The following is a 21,870-nucleotide window of genomic DNA, read 5'->3' on the forward strand; positions in this document are numbered from 1 at the left end:
CACAGGTGTTTCGCTGTCCTCCCAAGCAGCGCGATCCCTGTGGGAGCGGGCGTGCCCGCGAAGGGCTGCAAGGCAGCCCCAATTGCCTCAACTGGCCTCGCGGTAGGGATTACGCGGGTCCTGCGTCCAGTTCAGGTACGGCTTGCCGGTATCCTGAGCCACCATCTCGATGCAGTTCTCCACCGGGCAGGTGATCTGGCACAGGTTGCAGCCCACGCATTCCTCCTCGATCACGCTGTAGGCATGCGTGCCATCTGCCTTCAGCGTACTGGCAATCGCCTGGTGCGAAGTATCCTCGCAGGCAATGTGGCAGCGCCCGCAGCCAATGCATGCTTGCTGGTCGATGTGCGCCACCGACTTGTAGTTCATGTCCAGGTACTTCCAGTCGGTGGTATGCCCCACCGCCTGGCCGCGGAACGCCTCGATGTTGCGGTGCCCGTGCTGGTCCATCCAGCGCGCCAGGCCGTCCTTCATGTCCTCGACGATGCGGAAGCCGTGCAGCATCGCTGCCGTGCACACTTGCACGGCGCCACTGCCCAGGGCCATGAACTCGGCTGCGTCACGCCAGCTGCCGATGCCGCCAATGCCGCAGATCGGCAAGCCGCGCGTTTGCGGGTCGCGGGCGATTTCCGCCACCATGTTCAGGGCAATCGGCTTTACCGCCGAACCGCAGTAGCCGCCATGGGTGCTCTGGTCGCCGACGATGGGGTGGGCGACCATGCGGTCGAGGTCGACGCTGGTGATCGAGTTGATGGTATTGATCAGCGACACTGCATCGGCCCCACCACGGTGCGCGGCGCGGGCTGACTGGCGGATGTCGGTGATGTTCGGCGTGAGTTTGACGATCACCGGCAGCGAGCAGTACGTCTTGCACCAGCGGGTGACCATTTCAACGTACTCCGGCACCTGGCCGACCGCAGCACCCATGCCGCGCTCCGGCATGCCGTGCGGGCAGCCGAAGTTCAGTTCGATGCCATCGGCCCCGGTGGCTTCCACCAGCGGCAGGATGAACTTCCACGAGTCTTCCACGCACGGCACCATCAGCGACACGATCAGCGCGCGGTCGGGCCAGTCCTTCTTCACCTGGGTAATTTCGCGCAGGTTGATGTCCAGCGAGCGGTCGGTGATCAGCTCGATGTTGTTGATGCCCTGCACCTGGCGGTTGGGGCCGTAATGCGCCGAGTAGCGCGACGACACATTGACTGCCGCCGGGTCTTCGCCCAGGGTTTTCCACACTACGCCACCCCAGCCGGCCTCGAAGGCGCGGACCACGTTGTAGGCCTTGTCGGTTGGCGGTGCGGAGGCCAGCCAGAAGGGGTTGGGTGCCTTGATGCCGGCAAATTCGATGGACAGGTCGGCCATTTACGCAGCCTCCACGTTGAGCATGAGTTGGGCATGGATGGCTTCGGCGGCCAGCTTGCCGTGTTGCACCGCCTGGACGGTAAGGTCCTGGCCCAGGGCGGTGCAGTCGCCGCCGGCGTATACGCCCGGCAGGCTGGTTTGCATCCTTTCGTCGACGCGGATGCGCTCGCCGTCGCGAGCCAGTTGCGCGGCTACCGGGTCGCCGAGGCTGGCGTCGTCGAAGCGTTGGCCGATGGCCTTGAAGATGGCGTCGGCGGCCAGCTCGAAGGTTTCGCCGGTGTCGCGCAGGCGGCCGTCTGCCAGCTCGGTGCGGGCAAAGCGCATGCCGCGCACCTTGCCGCTGTCGTCCAGCAGCACGGCATCGGGGCGGGCCCAGGTGTGCAGGCGTACCTGGTTGGCCTTGGCGATGTCCTGCTCGTGGCCGGTGGCACCCATGTCGACATGGCCACGGCGGTACACCAAGTTGACGTCACGGGCACCCAGGCGGCTCATCTGCACGGCCATGTCGATGGCGGTGTTGCCGGCGCCGATTACCAGGCAGCGGTCGGCCAGGGGCAGCTGGCTCAGGTCGTCGGCCTGGCGTAGTTCGCGGATGTATGCGGTGGCGGCGAGCAGGCCGGGGGCCTCTTCATCCGGCAGGCCGAGCTGGCGCACGGCATTCAGGCCGAGGCCGAGGAACACTGCGTCGTACTGATCGCGCAGTTCGCCCAGGCCGAGGTTGCTGCCCAGGCGCTGGCCATGGCGGATCTCGATGCCGCCGATGCCGAGCAGGAATTCCACTTCACGCTGGGCGTAGTCGTCCACCAGCTTGTAGCGGGCGATGCCGTACTCGTTGAGGCCACCGGCCTTGTCACTGGCCTCGAACACCACCACATCATGCCCGTGCATGGCCAGGCGGTGGGCGCACGACAGCCCGGCGGGGCCGGCACCCACTACGGCGATGCGCTTGCCAGTGGCCGGCGAGCGCTGGAACGGGTGCTCGGTGAACTGGGCGTTGTCCAGGGCATAGCGCTGCAGCTGGCCGATCAGCACCGGTGCGCATTCCTGCGCGTTGTTGCGTACGCAGGCTTGCTGGCAAAGGATTTCGGTGGGGCAGACGCGGGCGCAACTGCCGCCGAGGATGTTGGCCGAGAGGATGCGCTCGGCGGCGCCTTGCAGGTTTTCGTCGCTGATGCGATGGATGAACGACGGGATGTCGATGTCGCTGGGGCAAGCGTTGACGCAGGGGGCGTCATAGCAATACAGGCAGCGTGCGCTTTCGACGGCGGCCTGGCGGGCGGTGAGGGGTGGGGCCAGGTCGCTGAAGCGCTCGGCCAGCTGGTCGGCGCCGGCCCGTGGGCGCGGCAAGTGGTTCAGGGCGTCGATCACGGTTGTAGCCTCTCTTTTTATATGGGGCTTGGAATGGGGGCGCGGTGCGCCCCAATCGCCGGCAAGCCAGCTCCCACAGGTACAGTGTTGTCCTTGAGAGCATTGCCATCCCTGTAAGAGCTGGTTCCATCAGGAGAGCCATGCCCTTGAGAGCAGCACTATTCCTGTGGGAGCTGGCTTGCCGGCGATGGGCTGCGCAGCAGCCCCAATGGCCTTAACGCTGCACGGGCGTCGGCCGCTGCACTTCGGCCCTGCGCCCCAGCACCTCGTACACCGACGGATACGCCGGCCGTTCCACATACCGGCCCGTGCCTTTTTCCGCACGCAGGTCGCCATCGGCCCAGAGCACCTTGCCCTGGCTGATGGTATGGCTGGGGATGCCGCGCACGGTACGGCCTTCGAAGATGTTGAAGTCCACCTGCTGGTGGTGGGTCCTGGCCGAGATGGTGCGCGTGCCTTGCGGGTCCCACAGCACCAGGTCGGCGTCGGCACCAACACGAATGGCACCTTTGCGCGGGAACAGGTTGAAGATTTTCGCGGTGTTGGTGGAGGTCAGCGCGACGAACTCATGCATCGACAGGCGCCCGCTGTTCACCCCGGCATCCCACAGCACCGCCATGCGGTCCTCGATGCCGGCAGTGCCGTTGGGGATACGGCTGAAGTCGTCGCGGCCCATGGCTTTCTGCTCGGCGCAGAAGCAGCAATGGTCGGTGGCGGTAGTGTGCAGGTTGCCCGACTGCAGCCCGCGCCACAGCGCCTCCTGGTGTTCGCGCGGGCGGAACGGTGGGCTCATCACGTAGCCTGCGGCGGTGGCCCAGTCCGGGTCACGGTAGACGCTGTCATCCAGCAGCAGATGGCCTGGCAGCACTTCGCCGTACACCGGCTGGCCCTTGCCCCTGGCATAGGCGATTTCGTCCAGCGCTTCGCGGCTGGAAACATGCACCAGGTACAGTGGCGTGCCCAGGGTCTCGGCAATGCGGATGGCGCGGCTGGCCGCCTCGCCCTCGACCTGGGAGGGGCGTGACAGCGGGTGGGCTTCCGGCCCGGTCAGGCCCTGGGCCAGCAGTTTTTTCTGCAGGTGGTACACCAGTTCGCCGTTCTCGGCATGCACGGTGGGCACCGCACCCAGTTGCAGGCAGCGCTCGAAGCTGGCCACCAGGGTGTCGTCGGCGGCCATGATCGCATTCTTGTAGGCCATGAAGTGCTTGAAGCTGTTTACCCCATGTTTGGCCACCAGTTCGCCCATCTCTTCGGCTACCTGCTCGCTCCACCAGGTGATGGCGACATGGAAACCGTAGTCGCTGGCGCTTTTCTGCGCCCAGCCGCGCCAGGTGTGGAAGGCCTCCAGCAACGACTGCTGCGGGTTTGGGATGACGAAGTCGATGATCGAGGTGGTGCCACCGGCCAGGCCCGCAGCGGTGCCGCTGAAGAAGTCCTCGCTGGCCACGGTGCCCATGAACGGCAGCTGCATGTGGGTATGCGGGTCGATGCCGCCGGGCATCAGGTACTGGCCGCTGCCGTCGAGGATTTCGCAGTCGGTGGGCGGTTCGAGGTTTTGCCCGATGGCGCGGATCAGGCCATCGGCACACAGGACATCGGCGGGGTAACTCTCTTCGTGGGTGACCACGGTGGCGCCACGGATCAACAGGGACATGCCGTTTTCCTCGCAGGCTGACCGGTCTGGGCCGGTTCTTGGAATTGTCTGGGTGCAGGGCGTACAGGGCGGTTAATCCTGTCAGACCTGACAAGATTGGAGGCTAGATGCAGATACGGCATTCAGCAAGAAAATTTTCCCATTAATTTTGTGGTTTTTAACTCATTGAAATTAAGGAAATTATTTGTTTTTCGGTGCTGACTACGGGGCTTTTTGAAACTTTGACTGACTTGACAAGATGAAAATCTGGTCGAGATTTTCAAGCACATAAAGCGTGTGTACTCCGGCCATCGCATCAACCCGATGGGCAAACAACTACAAGAACATCTGGAGAAGGCCCCCATGCAGCAGAGCAGATCGGAAGTGGTCGAGCAGGATGGCCTGTTCGAGCTGTCCGAGGGCAGCGATGTCCTCGACAGCCCGCGCTACAACCACGACATCGCCCCGACCAAGGTGCACCAGCGCACCTGGAACAAATGGCATATCACCGCCCTGTGGGTGGGCATGTCCATCTGCGTGCCCACCTACACCCTCGGCGGCGTGCTCACCGCCTACTTCGGCCTCAGCGTGGGCGAGGCCCTGCTGGCGATTTTGCTGGCCAACCTGATCGTGCTGATCCCGCTCACCCTCAACGCCTTCCCTGGCACCAAGTACGGCATTCCGTTCCCGGTGCTGCTGCGTTCGTCGTTCGGCATCCTTGGCTCCAACGTGCCATGCCTGATCCGGGCAGTGGTCGCCTGTGGCTGGTTCGGCATCCAGACCATGTTCGGCGGCCTGGCCATCCACCTGTTCCTCGGCTCGGTGTTCGACGGCTGGAAGGCCCTGGGCGGCACCGGCGAGGTGATCGGCTTCATGATCTTCTGGTGCCTGAACCTGTGGGTGGTGCTGCGCGGCGCCGAGTCGATCAAGTGGCTCGAAACGCTGTCGGCACCGCTGCTGGTGGCGGTCGGCGTCGGCCTGCTGTTCTGGGCCTTGCCGCACATGTCGATGACCGAACTGCTGGCCCAGCCGCCCAAGCGCCCGGAAGGGGCGAACATGCTCGGCTACTTCTGCGCCGGGCTTACCGCCATGGTCGGTTTCTGGGCCACGTTATCGCTGAACATCCCCGACTTCAGCCGCTACGCCCGCAGCCAGAAGGACCAGATTCTCGGGCAGATCTTCGGCTTGCCGCTGACCATGTTCCTGTTCGCCGCGCTGGGCGTGGTACTCACCGCTGCTTCGGCGTCGTTGGTTGGCGAGACCGTGTCCGACCCGGTCAGCCTGATCGGCAAGATCCACAGCCCGTTCTGGGTGGCCCTGGCCATGGCGCTGATCGTGATCGCCACGCTGTCGACCAACACCGCGGCGAACATCGTGTCGCCGACCAACGACTTCCAGAACATCGCCCCACGCCTGATCGGGCGCAGCCGTGCGGTGTGGCTTACCGGCTTCATCGGCCTGGCGCTGATGGGCCATGAGCTGCTGAAGAAGCTGGGCTGGATCGTCTCCGACCTGAGCCTGGAGAGCGTGTACTCCAACTGGCTGCTGGGCTATTCCAGCCTGCTGGGGCCGATCGCCGGGATCATGGTGGTGGACTACTTCCTGATCCGCCGGCAGAAGCTGGACCTGGCCGGGCTGTACCGCGACGACGTGTACCCGGCGTGGAACTGGGCCGGTTTTGCCGCCTTTGCGTTGCCGGTCGCGCTGACCGTGATGGCCATTGGCAACAGCAGTTTCAGCTGGTTCTACGACTACGGCTGGTTCACCGGTTCGCTGCTGGGCGGGGCGCTGTATTACCTCTTCGCCGGCGTGGTCGCGCGCAGCCCGGCGCGGGTGGCCAAGCCCTTGCCGTGAGACCGCGCCGGCTCCTTCGCGGGCTCGCTCGCTCCCACAGGTACTGCACGGTTTTCCAGACCTGTGGTGATCCTGTGGGAGCGGGCATGCCCGCGAAGAGGCCGGCACAGACAACAAAAAGCCTGAAGGAGAAACCCGTGACCCCAGTCAAAGAGATCCTGAAGACCACCGCCCACCACATCGACAGCACCCGCCTGTGGCAGTCCCTGATGGACCTGGCCCGCCTCGGTGCCACAGCCAAAGGCGGCGTGTGCCGCCTGGCCCTGACCGACCTCGACCGCCAGGCCCGCGACCTGTTCGTGCAGTGGTGCGAGGCCGCCGGTTGCACGGTCAGCATCGACGCCGTCGGCAACATCTTCGCCCGTCGCCCGGGGCGTAACCCCAAGCTGCCCCCGGTGATGACCGGCAGCCATATCGACACCCAGCCCACCGGGGGCAAGTTCGACGGCTGCTTCGGGGTGATGGCTGGGCTGGAGGTGCTCCGCACCCTCAACGACCTGGGCATCGAAACCGAAGCACCGCTGGAAGTGGTGGTGTGGACCAACGAAGAAGGTTCGCGCTTTGCGCCGTGCATGATGGGTTCCGGGGTGTTCGCCGGCAAGTTCACCCTGGAGGAAACCCTGGCCAAGCGCGACGCCCAGGGTGTCAGCGTTGGCGAGGCGTTGAACGCCATCGGCTACGCCGGCCCGCGCGCCGTATCAGGCCACCCGGTGGGGGCCTATTTCGAAGCGCACATCGAGCAGGGCCCGATCCTCGAAGATCAGCGCAAGACCATCGGTGTGGTGCTGGGCGCGCTGGGCCAGAAGTGGTTCGACCTGACCCTGCGCGGTGTCGAGGCCCATGCCGGCCCTACGCCCATGCACCTGCGCAAGGACGCCCTGGTCGGCGCGGCGGCGGTGGTGGAGGCAGTCAACCGCACTGCCCTCGGCCACCAGCCCCATGCCTGTGGGACGGTGGGTTGCCTGCAGGCCTACCCGGGCTCGCGCAACGTGATCCCGGGCGAAGTGCGCATGACCCTGGATTTCCGTCATCTGGAGGGTGAGCAGCTGAATGCGATGATTGCCGATGTGCGCGCGGTGATCGAGGCGACCTGTGCCAGGCATGGGCTGAGCCACGAACTGGTACCCACAGCCGATTTCCCGGCGTTGTACTTCGACCAAGGGTGTGTCGATGCCGTGCGCGAATCGGCGCAGGCGCTGGGCCTGCCGCATATGGATATCGTCAGCGGCGCGGGGCACGACGCGATCTTCCTGGCCGAACTGGGGCCGGCGGGGATGATTTTCGTGCCGTGCGAGAACGGTATCAGCCATAACGAGATCGAGAACGCCACGCCCGAGGACCTGGCCGCGGGCTGCGCGGTGTTGCTGCGCGCGATGCTGGCGGCGTCGGAGGCGATTGCCAGTGGGCGGTTGGCGGCCTGAGCGGAGATAGAAGGCGCCTGCGCCGGCCCTATCGCCGGCAAGCCAGCTCCCACAGGTACTGCATATGCCCCAAAGGCCAGCTCCCACAGGTACTGCATATGCCCCAAAGGCCAGTTCCCACAGGGACTGCATATTCCCCACAGGTACTGCGTATGCCTCTGGGTCAGTTCCCACAGGATGCACTGGCCCTGAGGCATGTGCAGTACCTGTGGGAGCTGGCTTGCCGGCGATTAGGCCGGAACAGGCAATGAGAGGCTCGCCAGATACGCCGCAATCTGCCGCCCACCCCGCAAATGCACCACCGGTACCTGCGGCCCTGTGGCCTGGCGGCTCGCCTCGATCCCCGGCCGATACCCACGGTCGAACGTCCATACGAACTTCAAAAAGGTCAGAAACGCCCGGTCCAGCCGCTCGGTACATCCCGCCGGCAGGTCCGGTCGGGGCTTGTTCAGCACGCTGCGCAGGATCACCCGCTTGAGGCAGGTCAGTCTCGGCGTATCCAGCCAGATGACCAGGTCGGCCCGCGGCAGACGCAGGTCGAACGTGCGGCGGGCATAATTGCCTTCGCATACCCAAGCCTCCCCAGCCACCGCATCGCGCACGCGGGTACGGAAGGTCTGGGCATCCGGCTCGACCCAGCCGGTCTCCCAGAACAACGTATCGAGGTGCACCACCGGCACTCCCAAGCGTGCGCCTATCTGCCGGGCCAGGGTCGATTTGCCACTGCCGGCGTTGCCCAGAATCACGATGCGTTGCATGGCCAAGTCCTTTTGGAAAACCGGCCATGCTAAATCATCCGGCCGGTTCGAGACAGCCATCGCGCCCGATGTGATAGCGCTGCAGGTCCTGCGCCAGGGTCAGCTGCCCGCTGTAGTGGGCGAGGGCTTCGTCGCGCACGTTGTCGATGCTCGGGCTGCGCCGTGGGTCGTTCTGGTAGCGGGCGCTGAAGTGCGTCAGCACCAGGTTGCGCACGCCTGCAGCTTCGGCAAAGCGCGCCACTGCAGCCGCGGTGCTGTGGCCGAAGGTTACCCCCGTGCGCTCTACCACCGCCTGGGTGAACGTGGCTTCGTGCACCAGCACGTCCGCGCCCTTGGCGACGTCGGCCAACAATTCGGGGTTGTCGTTGTCGCCGCACACGATCACCCGCCGTGGCGGACGCGAAGGGCGCAAGTAGTCATTGCCGTGCAGCAACTGCCCGCCATGCTGCACCGTCAAGCCCTTGGCCATCTCGCCCCACAGCGGGCCGCGGGGGATGCCGTCGGCTTCCAGGCGCGGTATGTCCAGGCGCGGTTCGGGGTTGAGCTCGGTGAACACGAAGCCGACGCTCGGCACCCGGTGCGAAAGCTGCACGCTGGTCACTTGCAGGGCGTCACTGCGCCACTCGACCAGCTCTTCCACGGCCAGCAGGCGCAGTTCGAACGGCAGGAAGGTATCGCTGGCAACCAGCCCCTGGCGCACCCAGTCGTGCAGGGCGGCGGGCAGGACAAGGTCCAGTGGCTGGGTGCGCCCGCTCATGCCGGCGCTGGCCAGCAGGCCCGGCAGGCCGAAGCAATGGTCGCCGTGCACGTGGGTGATGAAGATGGCGCGCAAGTCGCGGATCGACAGCGGCGTATGCAGCAGCCGGTGCTGGGTGCCTTCGCCGCAGTCGATCAGGTACCAGTGGCTGCCACTGGCTTCGATCACTGCGGTGGCGCTGACATTGCGTGCCTTGGTCGGCACGCCGGCGGAGGTGCCCAGGAACAGCAAATCCATGGTCTGGCTCCTTGTTTCAGTCCAGCAGTGACGTCAGCACCAGCGGGCGGATGGGTGTCGGACGGATAAGGGGTGCAGGTAGCGGCGTGGTACTCAACGGGCTCGTTCCTTCGAGGTGGTAAGGGCGCACACCTTAGCCGGATTGCCGCATGTCGTCGATGGCCTGCCAGGTCTTGCCTACTCGGCCTGTCGCCAGATCAGCTTGCTGGTGTCATAGCCTTGCTCCCGGGCGATCGTCAGCAGTTGTTCGCGCAGCTGGTCGGTGACCGCGGGCGTGCGCGAAAGCAGCCACAGGTATTCGCGGTTCGGGTGGCCGACCAAGGCTACGCGGTAGTCCTGGTCGTGGTACAGCACCCAGTACTCGCCCTTGGTCAGGCCGGGCGCGAGGCGGCTGAACCAGTTGTCGAAGCGCACCCAGAGCTTGTCGGTGCTGCCCGGTTGCTGGGCTTCGGCGATGCCCTTGGCCTGGTTCCACTGGCCGCCCTTTTCCTGGCAGCGGTTGGTCACGTCGAGGCGGCCGTCCTCTCGCAGGCCATAGTGCGCTTCGGACTGCACGCAGTTGCGCTGGAAGAACATCGGCAACCGCGCGAGTTCGTACCAGGTGCCCTGGTAACGTTGCAGGTCGACCTGCTGGGTGCGCGGCGGCGCCGGGTGATCGTTGCCGGCGCAGCCGAGCAAGGCCAGGGTCATGCAGGAAAACAGCAACGTGGTGCGTAGCGCCATGGTGAACCTCCTTGATACGGACGGGGCTTACCTGTGTTTCGATGCGAGCGAGAGGCAAAAGTTGTACGCAATCGTGCCTTTCAGAACGAACCGGTCTGCACTTCGCCGGCACGCACGTAACGGGCGATGACCACGCCCTTGGGCGAAACCTGCGAGTGCTGCAGGGTGAAGGCCGCCGCTGCCGCATCGTCGCCGAACAGGCGCTTGCCGTGGCCGAGCAGCAACGGGTGGATCAGCAGTTGCAGTTCATCGACCAGGCCCGCCGCCAGCAGTTGCTGCACCAGATCGCTGCTGCCCTGGGTCAGCAGGTTGGCGCCGTCCTGTTGTTTCAGGTCGCGGACCGTTGCTGTGATGTCTGCGCCCAGGGCGTGGCTGTTGTGCCAGTCGAGGGTTGCCGGGGTGTGGGTGGCCACGTGCTTGGGCACGCTGTTGAACAGGTTGGCGATGGAGAAGTCTTCCGAGCTGTCTTTTACCTTTGGCCAGTAGCCGGCGAAGATGTCGTAGGTGCGCCGGCCCAGCAGCAACTCGAAGGGCTGGCTGAACAGGGCCTGCATGGCCTGGCCGAAGACTTCCTCGGCGTAGGGCACGATCCAGCCGCCGTAGGTGAAGCCGCCGCTGGTGTCTTCCTGCGGGCCGCCGGGGGCTTGCATGACACCGTCGAGGCTGATGAAGGCGGCTACGATGAGTTTGCGCATGGGGGCTCTCCTGTTGGCAGCCGGGGGTGGCTGGGGGCATGGGATAGTCGAATGGCAGGCAGCAGAATCGACAGGGCCTTGTGCTGTGTCTGCACTGGCCCTATCGCCGGCAAGCCAGCTCCCACAGGTACACCACAGTCCTTGAGTGCAGCGTAAAACCTGTGGGAGCTGGCTTGCCGGCGATAGGGCCGGTACAAGCTACATCACAGCCAGTAGGTCACCGCCCACCACCCCAGACCACCCATCACTACGGTATAGGGCAAGGCCATCCACACCATTCGCCCATACGACAGCCGTATCAGCGGCGCAATCGCCGAAGTCAGCAGGAACAGGAAGGCCGCCTGCCCATTCGGCGTCGCCACGCTCGGCAGGTTGGTGCCGGTGTTGATAGCCACCGCCAGCGTCTCGAAATGCTCGCGGCTCATGCTGCCATTGAGGAACGCCTGCTTCACCTCGGTGATGTAGATGGTGGCAACGAACACGTTGTCGCTGATCGCCGACAGCAGGCCGTTGGCCAGGTAAAGCATGCCCGGTTGCTGCTCGGCCGGCAGCGCCAGCACCCAGGCAATCAACGGGCTGAACAGTTGCTGCTGGTGAATCACCGCCACCACGGCGAAGAACACCACCAGCAAAGCGGTGAACGGCATGGCGTCCTGGAAGGCACGGCCCAGGCGGTGTTCGTCGGTAATGCCGGTGAATGCCGTGATCAGCACGATCACCATCAGGCCGATCAGGCCGACCTCGGCAACGTGCAGCCCCAGGCAGACGATCAGGATCAGTGCGGCGAACCCTTGCACCCACAGCGCGATGCGCTGGGCAGTGGTGCGTGCAGCATCGTCCTCGGCGGCGTAGGCGGCCAGTACCTGACGCACCGGCTCGGGCATCAACGTGCCGTAGCCGAACAGGCGCAACTTCTCCAGCAGCACGCAGGTCAGCAAGCCGGCGCCCAGCACCGGCAGTGACACCGGTGCCACCTTCAGGAAGAAATCGGCGAAGTGCCAGCCCATCTCATGGCCGATCAGCAGGTTCTGCGGCTCGCCCACCAGCGTGCACACGCCGCCCAGGGCGGTACCCACCGCGCCATGCATCAGCAGGCTGCGCAGGAAGGCGCGGAACTGGTCGAGGTCTTCACGGTGCAACTGTGCGACCTGCTGGTCGCTGTCCAGCGCACTGTCTTCGCGCGGGTTGGCCCCGGAGGCGACGCGGTGGTACACCGCATAGAAACCGACCGCGGCGCTGATGATCACGGCGGTCACGGTCAGCGCATCGAGAAACGCCGAGAGGAATGCCGACAGCACGCAGAACAGCAACGCCAGGATCGCCTTCGAACGCACCCCCAGCAGGATGCGCGAAAATAGGAACAGCAGCAGTTCCTTCATGAAGTGGATGCCCGCGACCATGAACATCAGCAGCAGGATCACCGGGAAGTTGTGCTGCAGCTCTTCGTACAGGGCTTGCGGGGTGGTCATCTGCAACAGCAGGGCTTCGACCAGCAGCAGGCCGCCAGGCATCAGCGGGTAGCACTTCAGGGCCATGCCCAGGGTGAAGATGAATTCGAGCACCAGTGCCCAGCCGGCAGCGACCGGGCCGACGGTCACCAGCAGCAGCGGGTTGAGCACCAGGAACAGGCAGATGACTGCCTTGTACCAAAGCGGCGACTGGCCCAGAAAGCTGTGGGCGAGGGCGCCGGTCAGGGAGCGCGACATGAATTTGTATCCTTATGATTCGGCGATGGCGCACGGTGCCGGATCAGCGCGTCTTAGGCAAGGCGTAAAGTCCCGTTTTTGGCACAAGTGCGGTCATCGGGGTGGGTTACCATCCGTGCCATGAACCCTTCACCCGCAGGAGTGCCGCCCGTGACCGAGTACAGCGCATTCAAGGTCGAACTGACCAACAGCATCGCCCACGTTCAGATCAACCGCCCGGACAAGCGCAATGCGATGAACGCGGCCTTCTGGGAGGAGATCATCGACATCTTCCGGTGGGTCGACGACACCGACGCGGTGCGGGCGGTGGTGATCAGCGGAGCCGGCAAGCATTTTTCCGCTGGTATCGACCTGATGATGCTGGCTTCGCTGGCCGGGCAGATGGGCAAGGACGTCGGCCGTAACGCACGCTTCCTGCGCAGCACCATCCTGCGCCTGCAGGCGTCGTTCAATGCCGTGGACAAATGCCGCAAGCCGGTGCTGGCCGCGGTGCAGGGTTACTGCATTGGCGGCGCCATCGATCTGATCTCGGCCTGCGACATGCGCTACTGCAGCAGCGACGCGCAGTTCTCGATCAAGGAAATCGACATGGGCATGGCCGCCGATGTCGGCACACTGCAACGTTTGCCTCGTATCATCGGTGACGGCATGATGCGTGAGCTGGCTTTCACCGGGCGCAATGTCGAGGCCGAAGAGGCGCTGCGCATCGGCCTGGTCAACCGGGTCTATGATGATCAGGCCGCGCTGATGGACGGGGTCTTTGCCATCGCCGGCGAGATTGCCGCAAAATCGCCGATCGCCGTGACCGGCACCAAGGAAATGCTCAGCTACATGCGTGACCATCGCATCGACGATGGCCTGGAGTACATCGCCACCTGGAACGCCGCGATGCTGCAGTCCGAAGACCTGCGCGTGGCGGTGGCAGCGCACATGAGCAAACAGAAACCGACGTTCGCCGACTGATCAGGCCGGGGGACGCGCAGTAAGGGAACCCCCGACATGTCAGCACGCTGGACTACCGCAGTACTCGACCCGCAGATCACCGGGGGGCTGGCCGTGGCCCGCAGCCCGGAAGGGTTCCTGGTGGACGACAACGGCGCGCTGTTCCCTCGCGACTGGCTCAGGCGCCAGGACCTCGACGTGCTGTGCGAGCACGGCATCGGCCACTTCGACGGCCAGCCGGTGTTCCTGCTGGAGCTGCGCAGCGCCACCGACGTGCCTGGCTGCGCCTGGCGCGGCCTGCGCGCGTTCATGCTCGAGGGTGACTTCGACACCTACAAAGTACTGGGCTATGCCGCGCAGATCGGCACCTGGGCCCGCGAGCACCGTTTCTGTGGCAGTTGCGGCCAGGCAATGACGCAGATCCGCTGGGAGCGGGCAATGTACTGCCAGCCTTGCGACCTGCGCAGCTACCCGCGCATTTCGCCAAGCATGATCGTGCTGGTGACCCGTGGCGACGAAATCCTGCTGGCGCGTTCGCCACGCTTCGTCACCGGGGTGTACAGCACCTTGGCAGGCTTTGCCGAGCCGGGCGAGTCGGCCGAGGACTGCCTGGTGCGCGAAGTGCGTGAAGAGGTGGCGGTGGAAGTAAGGAACATCCAGTACGTCGGCAGCCAGTGCTGGCCGTTCCCGCATTCGATGATGCTGGGCTTCCATGCCGAGTATGCCGGCGGCGATATCGTCATGCAGCCGGACGAGATCGAGGATGCCAAGTGGTTCAGCGTCCACGACCTGCCGCCGCTGCCGGCCGGGCGGTCGATTGCCCGGTACTTGATCGATCTGTACGTTGCGCGCCGCCTAGGCCTGCCAGAACCAGTGCTGCCACGCTAGTAATTTGGGTCACTGGTCTTGCGGTATACAGGTGGTGCGACATGTTGTGTTAATTGCAAGCGAATCTGATAGTTTGCAATCGTAGCATCTATGTCGTTGGGAACCACGGAGTGATTATCGATCACCGGATAGGGCGGTGGAGGCGGCGGAGGTGCCAGCATGCTATTCATGACTGTTAATGCATGTAAAGGAAGCTCACGTTTGAGCTTTTCCAGTCTTGTACGAGTTTTAGCTATTTTGGCACTGACGCTATCCAGCCTGCTCTGTATGTGCTGTATCGGAGCGTTAGACACACCATTTTTTGCCAGCTGAAGCTGTGTGGCGTAATATATTTTTTTTCTACCCTTTTTGGTAATTTGATTGCCATTTCAGCATCCCAGCCGTCTGCGGCTGGATGGTGATACCATCCGCTATATTGCTGGGTAAGCTTATGGGTGTCAGTTTTTTTGATCATCGATAACGCATATTTAGGCTCGGAGCGAGACCAGAACCAATGTCCGGAAGGATCAATGTTGTTTATGGGGTCTCCGCCACAATAAGCATATGCGTTGATCCCGCCGTGGTGGAAAGGGCTCAGGTTGTCTGTTGAGTTGAATCGCATGAGTTTCGGGTTATAAGCGCGATAGCCATTACCCAAGTAATAGCAGTCCGTCAAACGGCCTCGCTGTTGGCCATTGAAACCGAGTATGGCTAGCCGTGATTCTTGTTGAGCGACAAAGCCATAACAGGTGTAGGCTTGTCGGCTATACGACTTGGGCATATTTTTCTTACCTGGTTGAGAGGACTTTTAATACCCTCAACCAGGTAAGCTCAATCTTGCAACTGGCAGAAATGTGAGTAGCGAAGTGTTCGTTGGACGGCAGGCCTGTGATCTGAAGCCTACAGAGCCCTCCTGAGAGCCTTATGCCAAGCTGAACCAGTGCTGCCACGCCAGCCGCACGGTCAGCGCCAGCACCACGGTGATGAACACCGGGCGGATGAACTTGCTGCCGCCACTGATCGCCGTGCGTGCGCCGAAGAACGCGCCGACCATCACCGACAGGCCCATGCACAGGCCGACGATGTAGTCCACCTGCCCGGAAATGATGAATACCGTCAGCGCTGCGATGTTGCTGACGAAGTTCATGCTGCGCGCCACGCCGCTGGCACGGACCAGATCGATGGGGTAGAGCAGCAGGGTGCTGACCGTCCAGAACGCCCCGGTACCCGGGCCGGCCACGCCGTCATAGAAGCCCAGGGTGAAGCCTTGCGGCACTTGCCACTTTTTCCTGATCGGTGCATCGGCATCCAGCGGCGCCTTGGGCGTGCCGCCGAACAGCAGATAGACGCCACAGGCGAAGACGACCACAGGCAGCATCTTGTTCAGCCATTCGGCCGGCATGTAGTGGGCAATCACTGCACCGAGCAAAGCACCGACCAAGGTGGCGAACAATGCCGGGCGCCATTGCGCCGGGTGGAACAGCTTGCGCCTGTAGTAGGTGAAGCCGGCGGTGGCCGAGCCGAAGGTAGAGCTGAGCTTGTTGGTGCCCAGTACCAGGTGTGGCGGCATGCCGGCGGTGAGTAGCGCCGGGGTGGTGAGCAGGCCGCCACCGCCGGCGATGGCATCGATGAAGCCGGCGACGAAGGCGACCAGGGCCAGGATCAGCAGAGTGAGAGGTTCTACGGTGAGTTCGAAGGGCATGGGGTTTGGGCGGATTCAGGAAAGGAGCCGGAGCGGGATTGCCGCTCCGAGAGCTCGGGATGGTAATGCTCACGCGCCAAGGTTGCCAGTGCCAGTTTTCAGGCCCGGTGACTGACGTTTTAGCGCAAGCTGCTGACGTGGTGTGCTTTTCTCATGTCTGAATTCAGTGAAGATAATGAGGGGAGAGGAGATATTGTTACTGGCTCGACAGGGATATAGACTTTTTCGATCATTGCCACTGTTTTGTTGAGTGCCTTCTGATATTTTTCAAATGCAAGGTACCATTGGTCTTCTTCACTCAGTATGATGGCCAGATCAGGATTGGGGCTCCATGTTTCTAACCTTTCTGCCAATTGGTGCAGTTTTGCAGCCTGCTTCAAATGCTTTTCCCGAGTATATATGCTATCAAACCAATTCTTGAATTCGGCCAGCGGTGGGGTGCTCTCGGTGACTTCTTTAGCTGCGTTGTAATGTTTGTTCTTGGCGGTAAATGATGAGCTCGGAGCGTCGCTTACTCTATTGACCAGCCTCCTTAAACCCCGGAACATGTGGCCTGACGGGTCAACGTTGTTCGTTGGATCACCCTCACAATAGGCATATGCGTTTCGCCCTCCGTTACCAAAAGGGCTCAAGGTGTCAGGTGAAAGAAATCGCATCAAAATGGCGCTGTAAGCACGGTATCCATTGCCAAGGAGGTAGTGGTATGTGAAACGATCACAACGTTGCCCGGTGTAACCCAGAACATTATAAATATGGCTGTACCCATAAGCGCTGTAGCTCAGGCTCTGAATGCAGTCTCGATGTGAACTTTCAACGATCGATGCCTGTGAGTTCACTGCGGTGAGCAGTGTTTCGTCAGATCGCTGCGCGAGTGGAGTATCCAGGGCTGAAAATAGCGTCACGGTTTTGTTATCACCATTGATCTGTGACAGGTGGTCTCTGTTGTAGAATAAGTACTGCTTTTTGTTTTCTGGCATGGTCGGGCTTCTGGCGTGGTAGGTAATGAGGTCACCTTTGGCCAAAATAGCCAGACGCGCTACTGTTAAATTTGCCAGTTGCAAGCATGATCCATGGATGAGTTGCCAGGCCAGCCCTATCGAAGGCAAGCCGGCTCCTGCTAAAGATGGCGAATCTCATAGGAGTGGGCTTGCCCGCGAATCGGCCGATCCTGCAATCACATCAGCTACGGATAAACGCCAGCAAATCCGCATTGATCACATCGGCATGGGTGGTCGGCATGCCATGCGGGTAGCCCTTGTAAGTCTTCAGCGTGCCATTGGGCAGCAGCTTCGCCGACAGCACCCCGGAGTTCTCATACGGCACGATCTGATCATCATCGCCGTGCATCACCAGCACCGGTTGCTGGATGCCCTTCAGGTCTTCGGTGAAGTCGGTCTGGGAAAACGCCACGATGCCATCGTAATGAGCCTTGGCACTGCCAATCATGCCCTGGCGCCACCAGTTGCCGATGATGCCTTCGCTGGCTTCGACGCCAGGGCGGTTGTAGCCGTAGAACGGCCCGGCCGGCACATCCCGGTAGAACTGCGCACGGTTGCTGGCAACCTGGGCCTGGAAGCCGTCGAACACCGATTTGGGCAGGCCACCAGGATTAGCGGGCGTCTGCACCATCAGTGGCGGTACGGCGGCGATCAGCACGGCCTTGGCCACCTTGTCTTCAGGGTGCCGTGCCATGTAGCGCACCACTTCACCGCCACCGGTCGAGTGGCCGACATGCACGGCGCCCTGGATGCCCAGGTGAGCGACGACCGCTGCCACATCGTCGGCGTAGTGGTCCATGTCGTGGCCGTCCCATACCTGGCTGGAGCGGCCATGGCCGCGGCGGTCGTGGGCGACCACGCGGTAACCATGGGCGAGGAAGAACAACAGCTGGGCATCCCAATCGTCGGCGCTGAGCGGCCAGCCGTGGTGGAAGTGGATGACCGGTGCGTCACGCGGGCCCCAGTCCTTGTAGAAGATCTGTACGCCGTCCTTCGTGGTTACATAGCTCATGGTCGGGTCTCCTGTGTGCAGGAAGCGAAGGGAGCTATTGAGAATAGGTGGTTTTTTCCTGGTGCTGGAATTTGTGGGGCACTCCCGGCCCTGCTCGGTCCCCTGTAGGAGCGGCCTTGTGTCGCGAAAGGGCTGCAAGGCAGCCCCAGGGTTTCAGCACAGATGCACACATTGCCGGGGCCGCTTTGCGGCCCTTTCGCGACACAAGGCCGCTCCCACAAGGAAGGGGCGTCAACCGATCAGACGCGGTCGCGCATCCGGTACCAGGCCTTGGCTGCAGCTTCCAGCGGTGCCGCCAGCAGATCGCCGCCGGGGAAGCGGCCGTTGTCGAGGCCTTGGTACAGCGTCAGCAGGTCGTCGTCGCCAAGAATGGCATCGCTGACCGCCCGCGCCGCCGCCAGTGTTGGTAGCACGCCATGGCCCGAGAACCCCTGCAGCCAGTAGCGCTGGCCCTCGCGACCGACATCCGGGGTGCGCTGGATGCTGCAGTCGATATGGCCGCCCCAGGCATAGTCGATGGCCACCCCGGCCAGCTGCGGGAACACCCGCTCCAGGTAAGGGCGGGTAGCGCTGGTGACATCTTTGGGAATACCGCCCAGGTAGGTGCAGCCGCCGCCGAACAGCAGGCGATGGTCCGGGGTGAGGCGGAAATAGTCGGGCACGAACTGGTTGTCGATCACGCAACTGTTGCGCGGCAGTAGCGATTGGGCGAAGTCGGCATTCAGCGGTGCGGTGGCTACCTGATAGGAGCCAACCGGCAACAGGCGGCGCGACAGGTTGCGGTCGAGGCGATCGATGTAGGCGTTGCAGGCCAGCACCAGCACCTGGCAGCGTACTTCGCCGCGGTCGGTACGGGCCACATAGCCGTCGCCGGCTTTCTGGTAGTCGAGCACCTGGCTCTGTTCGTAGATCCGCCCGCCAGCCGCCTCGATGGTGCTGGCCAGGCCCTGAGCCAGCTTCAGCGGGTTGAGGTGGGCGCCTTTGGCGTCGTATAGCGCGGCCTGGTAGCGCGGGCTGTCGATCCATTGCGGCAGCTCGTCGCGGCCGATCAGGCGCAGGGCGTCGTAGCCCCATTTTTGTTCGGCCTCATGCAGGGCTTCTTCCAGCATCTTCACCCGGCGCGGCAGCACGGCGGTCCACAGGCTGCCCAGCCGGTAGTCGATGTCGAAGCCATGGCGCTCGGGCAGTTCGCGCATTTCATCGGCGGCCCAGCACATGCTGGCCCACAGGCGTCGGGTGCGTTCGACGCCCAGGGCCTTTTCCAGCGGTGGCATGTCGCACGACCAGCCGAGCAGTGCCTGGCCGCCATTGCGGCCGGACGCGGCCCAGGCCACGCGGCTGGCTTCCAGCAGCGTTACGCGCTTGCCGGCCTGGGTCAGGCGCAAGGCGGTGTGCAGGCCGCTGAAGCCGGCGCCAATGATCAGGACTTCGGTGTCGTGGCTGCCTTGCAGGGTAGGGTGCAGGGGAATGCTGGCGGGGTAGGTCTGGGCGTAGTAGCTGGCGACGTGCTGGGCGGATTGTTTGAACATGCAGGGGTCTCATGAAATTTGTTTTGATTATTTTCATGAAAATTTAGCATTAAAAATTCATGGCGCCAGTATGTTGGTCAGGTTTTGTGGTTTTTCTGAATTCTCTGTATTCCTGGCCTGCCCTATCGCCGGCAAGCCAGCTCCCACAAGTCCTGCGCAGGTTTTGAAAGCTGTGTAGTACCTGTGGGAGCTGGCTTGCCGGCGATAGGGCCGTAATGACAGTGCAAAAGCCTCAGGTTGAAGCTTTTCTCTTGGGCTGCCGCGGCTTGCTGGCAGCCTTGCTTCCAGCCGCTTTACTCTTCCCACTCCCTCTACGCTTCTTCTTCCACGGCGGCGCAGCCCCCGCTGCCGGCCCGCTGATGGTCATGCGCATGCCGCTGCACCGTTCGACCAGCTTGCCCATCCATGCCGATTGCCGGGCGACGAACTCCTCCAGTGTCATCTCGCCACTCTGCACCATGTCCAGCGCCTGCTCCCAGATAGCTGTGGTACCTGGGTCGGCGATGGCGCGTGGCACGGCGTCGATCAGGCTGAAGGCCGCAGGGGTGGCGGACAGCGCCTTGCCGTTCTTCACCAGATAGCCGCGGTCAAGCAGGCCCTGGATGATGCTGGCGCGGGTGGCTTCGGTGCCGATACCGGTGGTTTCCTTCAGCTTCTGCTTCAACCGCGGGTCGTCCACCAGCTTGGCCACGTTCTTCATTGCCTTGATCAGGTCGCCTTCGGTAAACGGCTTGGGCGGCTGGGTCCACAGGTCTTTCAGTTGCAGGCCCTGCACTGTGCAGTCCTGGCCTTCGCGTAGCGCCGGCAGCACCTGGGCCGGTGGTGCATCGCGGCCCTTGGCCGGGGTCAGCGCCTCGGGCAGCGCACGGCGCCAGCCTGGTTCGACGATCTGCTTGCCTACGGCACGCAGGGCATGGCCGGCGCAGTCGAAGTCGGCCTGGGTACGGTCGTACTCGTGGTTGGGCAGGAACTGCGCCAGGTAGCGGGCGCGGATCAGGGTGTACACCGCCTTGTGCTTGGCCGGCAGGCGCGACGGGTCGCTGGCGGCGGCAGTGGGGATGATGCCGTGGTGGGCGCTGACCTTGGCGTCGTTCCACGCCCGTGAACGGCGTTGCGGCTCCAGGTAGGGCTGCAGCGGCGCCAGGCTGGCATCGGAACGTTGCAGGGCGGCGAGGATGGCTGGCGCTTCGGCGTGCTGGCTTTGCGGCAGGTAGCCGCAGTCGCTGCGCGGGTAGGTGATCAGCTTGTGGGTTTCGTACAGGGCCTGGGCGATGTCGAGGGTTTCCTGGGCGCCGAGGCCGAACTTTTTCGAGCACAGCTCCTGCAGGGTGCCAAGGTCGAAGGGCAGGGGTGCCGCTTCACGCACGCGCTCGGTGGTCACCTTCACGGCCCGGGCAGTACCCGCAGTGCCGATGTCGGCGGCAGCCTGCTGCGCCAGGGCCTGGTTCAGGCAGCGGCCCTGGTCGTCGCAGGCGTCCTCGGGGGCGCGCCACTGGGCGTTGAAGCCAAAGCCTGCGTGTTCGAGCTGCACGTCGATGGCCCAGAACGGTACCGGCACGAAGTCGGCGATGCTGCGGTCGCGGTCGACCACCAGGCGCAAGGTGGGCGTTTGCACCCGGCCCACCGGCAGCACGCCCTGATAGCCCGACTGGCGGCCCAGCAGGGTGAAGAGCCGGCTCATGTTCATGCCGATCAGCCAGTCTGCGCGCGAACGGCCCAGCGCCGAGTGGTACAGGTTGAAGGTTTCGTGGCCCGGCAGCAGCCGCGCCAGGGCCTTGCGAATGGACGCGTCGTCCAGTGCCGACAGCCACAGGCGCTGCACCGGGCCGCGGTAGCGGCAATGCTCGACCAGTTCGCGGGCGATCATTTCGCCTTCGCGGTCGGCGTCGGTGGCGATCACCAGTTCGCGCGCTTCGCCGAGCAGGCGCTTGACTGCCTTGAACTGGCTGGCGGTCTTGGGCTTGACCAGCATCTTCCACTTTTCCGGGATGATCGGCAGGTCGGCCAGGTTCCAGCGCTTGTAGCGTTCGTCGTAGCTGTCGGGCGGGGCGGTTTCCAGCAGGTGGCCGATGCACCAGGTCACGCAGACGTCGGTACCTTGCCAGCAGCCATCGCCCTTGCGGTTGGCGCCGAGCACTTTGGCGATGTCTTTTGCCTGGGAGGGTTTTTCGCAGAGGAACAGGCGCATGGCCGGGGACGCTTCATCGGGGGTGATGGGCGATAGGATGCGCAAGCGAAGGCGCGGAGGCAAGTTTTATCTGGATGGATGTACAGGTTTTTGTCAGGGAAGATGTATTTTGCTGTGC

18 protein-coding genes are annotated in these 21,870 nt (G+C 63.4%); 4 read left to right on the top strand and 14 right to left on the bottom strand.

The genetic code is table 11. From position 1 onward, the window contains the following. Positions 1 to 87 precede the first annotated feature (87 nt). The 3 genes from preA to hydA form a co-directional block, all read right to left on the bottom strand. Positions 88 to 1,362, bottom strand: coding sequence for an NAD-dependent dihydropyrimidine dehydrogenase subunit PreA (gene preA, locus CAG44_RS14215; protein WP_025339796.1), 1,275 nt, complete (start codon positions 1,360 to 1,362; stop codon positions 88 to 90). Further along, the gene (locus CAG44_RS14220) at positions 1,363 to 2,730 is read right to left on the bottom strand and encodes an NAD(P)-dependent oxidoreductase (RefSeq protein WP_085692370.1); all 1,368 of its coding nucleotides are present in this window, start codon (positions 2,728 to 2,730) and stop codon (positions 1,363 to 1,365) included. Positions 2,731 to 2,944: 214 nt separating this feature from the next. Next, on the bottom strand, positions 2,945 to 4,384 hold the full coding sequence (gene hydA / locus CAG44_RS14225; protein WP_085692371.1) for a dihydropyrimidinase: 1,440 nt from the start codon (positions 4,382 to 4,384) through the stop codon (positions 2,945 to 2,947). A gap of 342 nt (positions 4,385 to 4,726) precedes the next feature. Between hydA and CAG44_RS14230 the strand changes: the two genes are divergently transcribed. Together CAG44_RS14230 and CAG44_RS14235 are read left to right on the top strand one after the other, a co-directional pair. Beyond that, positions 4,727 to 6,217, top strand: a complete 1,491-nt coding sequence (locus tag CAG44_RS14230) for an NCS1 family nucleobase:cation symporter-1 (protein WP_025339793.1) — start codon at positions 4,727 to 4,729, stop codon at positions 6,215 to 6,217. A gap of 137 nt (positions 6,218 to 6,354) precedes the next feature. Further along, positions 6,355 to 7,638 (top strand): Zn-dependent hydrolase, encoded by a 1,284-nt coding sequence (locus CAG44_RS14235; RefSeq protein WP_085692372.1) that lies wholly within the window; start codon positions 6,355 to 6,357, stop codon positions 7,636 to 7,638. Between the two features lie 230 nt (positions 7,639 to 7,868). Here CAG44_RS14235 and CAG44_RS14240 read toward each other — a convergent pair whose 3' ends face one another. From CAG44_RS14240 to nhaB, 5 genes are all read right to left on the bottom strand, one after another. Next, positions 7,869 to 8,396: an AAA family ATPase gene (locus CAG44_RS14240; RefSeq protein ID WP_085692373.1), complete on the bottom strand. Its 528-nt coding sequence runs from the start codon at positions 8,394 to 8,396 to the stop codon at positions 7,869 to 7,871. A gap of 34 nt (positions 8,397 to 8,430) precedes the next feature. Next, complete coding sequence (locus tag CAG44_RS14245; protein WP_085692374.1) at positions 8,431 to 9,390, bottom strand: ribonuclease Z; 960 nt, start codon at positions 9,388 to 9,390, stop codon at positions 8,431 to 8,433. 177 nt (positions 9,391 to 9,567) lie between these two features. After that, complete coding sequence (locus tag CAG44_RS14250; RefSeq protein ID WP_085692375.1) at positions 9,568 to 10,113, bottom strand: lipocalin family protein; 546 nt, start codon at positions 10,111 to 10,113, stop codon at positions 9,568 to 9,570. A gap of 80 nt (positions 10,114 to 10,193) precedes the next feature. Further along, entirely contained in the window at positions 10,194 to 10,808 is a 615-nt protein-coding gene (locus CAG44_RS14255) for a dihydrofolate reductase family protein (protein WP_085692376.1), read from the bottom strand. Between the two features lie 203 nt (positions 10,809 to 11,011). Next, positions 11,012 to 12,514: a sodium/proton antiporter NhaB gene (gene nhaB / locus CAG44_RS14260; protein WP_003258843.1), complete on the bottom strand. Its 1,503-nt coding sequence runs from the start codon at positions 12,512 to 12,514 to the stop codon at positions 11,012 to 11,014. 150 nt (positions 12,515 to 12,664) lie between these two features. On the opposite strand from nhaB, the gene CAG44_RS14265 reads away from it, so the two are divergent. Together CAG44_RS14265 and nudC are read left to right on the top strand one after the other, a co-directional pair. Next, positions 12,665 to 13,477 (top strand): crotonase/enoyl-CoA hydratase family protein, encoded by an 813-nt coding sequence (locus tag CAG44_RS14265; protein ID WP_085692377.1) that lies wholly within the window; start codon positions 12,665 to 12,667, stop codon positions 13,475 to 13,477. Positions 13,478 to 13,513: 36 nt separating this feature from the next. Next, entirely contained in the window at positions 13,514 to 14,344 is an 831-nt protein-coding gene (gene nudC, locus CAG44_RS14270) for an NAD(+) diphosphatase (protein WP_085692378.1), read from the top strand. A 232-nt stretch (positions 14,345 to 14,576) separates the two neighbouring features. On the opposite strand, the gene CAG44_RS29305 is transcribed toward nudC, so the two are convergent. From CAG44_RS29305 to CAG44_RS14300, 6 genes are all read right to left on the bottom strand, one after another. Then, positions 14,577 to 15,104: an RHS repeat-associated core domain-containing protein gene (locus tag CAG44_RS29305; RefSeq protein ID WP_085692379.1), complete on the bottom strand. Its 528-nt coding sequence runs from the start codon at positions 15,102 to 15,104 to the stop codon at positions 14,577 to 14,579. Between the two features lie 141 nt (positions 15,105 to 15,245). Then, positions 15,246 to 16,025, bottom strand: coding sequence for a TSUP family transporter (locus CAG44_RS14280; RefSeq protein ID WP_085590561.1), 780 nt, complete (start codon positions 16,023 to 16,025; stop codon positions 15,246 to 15,248). Positions 16,026 to 16,144: 119 nt separating this feature from the next. Beyond that, positions 16,145 to 17,086, bottom strand: a complete 942-nt coding sequence (locus tag CAG44_RS14285) for an RHS repeat-associated core domain-containing protein (protein WP_256575253.1) — start codon at positions 17,084 to 17,086, stop codon at positions 16,145 to 16,147. A 118-nt stretch (positions 17,087 to 17,204) separates the two neighbouring features. Then, positions 17,205 to 18,035, bottom strand: coding sequence for an alpha/beta fold hydrolase (locus tag CAG44_RS14290; protein ID WP_085590565.1), 831 nt, complete (start codon positions 18,033 to 18,035; stop codon positions 17,205 to 17,207). A gap of 239 nt (positions 18,036 to 18,274) precedes the next feature. Beyond that, positions 18,275 to 19,564, bottom strand: a complete 1,290-nt coding sequence (locus tag CAG44_RS14295; RefSeq protein ID WP_085692381.1) for an FAD-binding oxidoreductase — start codon at positions 19,562 to 19,564, stop codon at positions 18,275 to 18,277. Between the two features lie 232 nt (positions 19,565 to 19,796). Beyond that, positions 19,797 to 21,752, bottom strand: a complete 1,956-nt coding sequence (locus CAG44_RS14300) for a DNA topoisomerase III (protein ID WP_085692382.1) — start codon at positions 21,750 to 21,752, stop codon at positions 19,797 to 19,799. Positions 21,753 to 21,870: the final 118 nt, after the last annotated feature.

The sequence above is a fragment of the Pseudomonas sp. B13(2017) genome, assembly GCF_002113245.1.
In the GTDB taxonomy this organism is placed as follows: domain Bacteria; phylum Pseudomonadota; class Gammaproteobacteria; order Pseudomonadales; family Pseudomonadaceae; genus Aquipseudomonas; species Aquipseudomonas putida_Z.

Excerpts from the sequence above, each read along its gene's own strand:
- preA (WP_025339796.1), bottom strand. The coding sequence starts at position 1,362 with ATGGCCGACCTGTCCATCGAATTTGCCGGCATCAAGGCACCCAACCCC.
- hydA (WP_085692371.1), bottom strand. The coding sequence starts at position 4,384 with ATGTCCCTGTTGATCCGTGGCGCCACCGTGGTCACCCACGAAGAGAGT.
- CAG44_RS14230 (WP_025339793.1), top strand. The coding sequence starts at position 4,727 with ATGCAGCAGAGCAGATCGGAAGTGGTCGAGCAGGATGGCCTGTTCGAG.
- CAG44_RS14240 (WP_085692373.1), bottom strand. The coding sequence starts at position 8,396 with ATGCAACGCATCGTGATTCTGGGCAACGCCGGCAGTGGCAAATCGACC.
- CAG44_RS14245 (WP_085692374.1), bottom strand. The coding sequence starts at position 9,390 with ATGGATTTGCTGTTCCTGGGCACCTCCGCCGGCGTGCCGACCAAGGCA.
- CAG44_RS14250 (WP_085692375.1), bottom strand. The coding sequence starts at position 10,113 with ATGGCGCTACGCACCACGTTGCTGTTTTCCTGCATGACCCTGGCCTTG.
- CAG44_RS14255 (WP_085692376.1), bottom strand. The coding sequence starts at position 10,808 with ATGCGCAAACTCATCGTAGCCGCCTTCATCAGCCTCGACGGTGTCATG.
- nhaB (WP_003258843.1), bottom strand. The coding sequence starts at position 12,514 with ATGTCGCGCTCCCTGACCGGCGCCCTCGCCCACAGCTTTCTGGGCCAG.
- nudC (WP_085692378.1), top strand. The coding sequence starts at position 13,514 with ATGTCAGCACGCTGGACTACCGCAGTACTCGACCCGCAGATCACCGGG.
- CAG44_RS29305 (WP_085692379.1), bottom strand. The coding sequence starts at position 15,104 with ATGCCCAAGTCGTATAGCCGACAAGCCTACACCTGTTATGGCTTTGTC.
- CAG44_RS14280 (WP_085590561.1), bottom strand. The coding sequence starts at position 16,025 with ATGCCCTTCGAACTCACCGTAGAACCTCTCACTCTGCTGATCCTGGCC.
- CAG44_RS14290 (WP_085590565.1), bottom strand. The coding sequence starts at position 18,035 with ATGAGCTATGTAACCACGAAGGACGGCGTACAGATCTTCTACAAGGAC.
- CAG44_RS14295 (WP_085692381.1), bottom strand. The coding sequence starts at position 19,564 with ATGTTCAAACAATCCGCCCAGCACGTCGCCAGCTACTACGCCCAGACC.
- CAG44_RS14300 (WP_085692382.1), bottom strand. The coding sequence starts at position 21,752 with ATGCGCCTGTTCCTCTGCGAAAAACCCTCCCAGGCAAAAGACATCGCC.